Raw genomic sequence first — 1,483 nt, forward strand, 5'->3', positions numbered from 1 at the left:
GATGCGCCGTCAGCGCGGTTGGAGCGAGCCCGTGCACGGGTTGATCTGGCTGTGATCTGCATGTTGCTGGACGCGGGAGCGGGCCCTGCCTGGCACTACAAAGATCAGCCTGGTGCGCGCAGCCTGAGTCGCTCGGAGGGTTTGAGTGTGGCGGGCCTGAGGTGGTGGGCCAGTGGCGCGCTCTCCAGCGATCCACATCAGCCATGCCGTGCGGATGCCTGTGGCCTGGAGCGTGTGCTCACCGCTGATCTGGGGCTGGCTTTGCAGGTCGCTGAGGCCAACCCTCTGGTTGGCCTGGAGGCTCGCGCAAATCGTTTGCGGCAATTGGCGCTGGCGCTCAAGAGTTGCCCCGATGTCTATGGTCGCCCGGATGCACCCGGCCTCTTGCGCCCGGGGCATCTGATCGATACTTTGTTTCGCCTGTCGCCCACAGGGAAGGTGCACGTCGACCAGATCCTGTCGTTGCTGCTGCACACCTTGGGGCATGTCTGGCCTGGGCGCCATGAGCAAAATGGCCAGCCTATTGGCGATTGCTGGCCGCATCCGGATGCACCCGGTGGTTGGCTGCCTTTTCACCAGTTCGCGCAATCGCTGACCTGTTCTTTGCTGGAGCCCCTGGAGGATGCCGGGCTGACCGTGTCTGGGCTTGACGAACTGACGGGCTTGCCCGATTGCCGCAACGGTGGCTTGTTGCTCGATCTGGGCTTGCTCCAGGCCCGCGATCGTGCCTTTCACACCACACGCTGGGCCGTGGATGCTGAACCAATTGTCGAGTGGCGGGCCTTGACTGTCGCTATCCTTGATCATCTGGCTGAAGCCGTGCGCAGCGAGTTGGGGCTGGCGCCCGCTCAACTCCCTTTGGTCAGGTTGCAGGAAGGCGGCAGTTGGGCCGCAGGCCGGCAAATTGCGCAGGCCAAGCGTCCCGGTGGCTCGCCCCCCTTGCACCTGGACAGCGATGGCACCGCGTGTGGATGATGGATGTCAGGAGACGAGATGACGGCAGCTTTTCCCAATCTCACGGTAGTCAACCATCCCTTGGTTCAGCACAAGCTGACCTGGCTGCGCAGTGTCGAGACCAACACGGACAGCTTTCGCAACCTGCTGCGTGAGGTCAGCCAGATGCTGGTTTATGAAGCCACGCGCGATCTGCCTACCGAACTGCAAGCCATCACGACGCCGATCACGACGATGGACTCCCCCGTCATCAGCGGCAAAAAGCTCTGTCTCATTTCCATTTTGCGCGCCGGCAATGGCATGCTGGATGGCGTTCTGACGCTCCTGCCTTTGGCGCGCATTGGCCACATCGGCTTGTACCGTGACCCCGACACATTGGCGCCTGTCGAGTACTACTTCAAGGTGCCCTCTGACATTGCAGATCGTCAGGTCATCGTGGTCGATCCCATGCTCGCCACGGGCAATTCAGCGGTGGCCGCCATCACGCGCATCAAGCAGGCAGGATGCGCGAGCATCAAATTGCTCAGCT

2 protein-coding genes are annotated in these 1,483 nt (G+C 62.2%); both read left to right on the forward strand.

Going from position 1 to position 1,483, the window contains the following annotated elements:
• A partial coding sequence (locus EPO09_RS10820) for a DUF1688 family protein (RefSeq protein ID WP_290642962.1) occupies positions 1-975 on the forward strand: 975 nt, incomplete at its 5' end.
• An 18-nt stretch (positions 976-993) separates the two neighbouring features.
• Positions 994-1,483: uracil phosphoribosyltransferase (gene upp, locus EPO09_RS10825; protein WP_290642964.1), on the forward strand; the 490-nt coding region annotated here is incomplete at its 3' end.

It is taken from the genome of Aquabacterium sp. (assembly GCF_004297345.1).
Taxonomy (GTDB): Bacteria; Pseudomonadota; Gammaproteobacteria; order Burkholderiales; family Burkholderiaceae_C; genus Aquabacterium.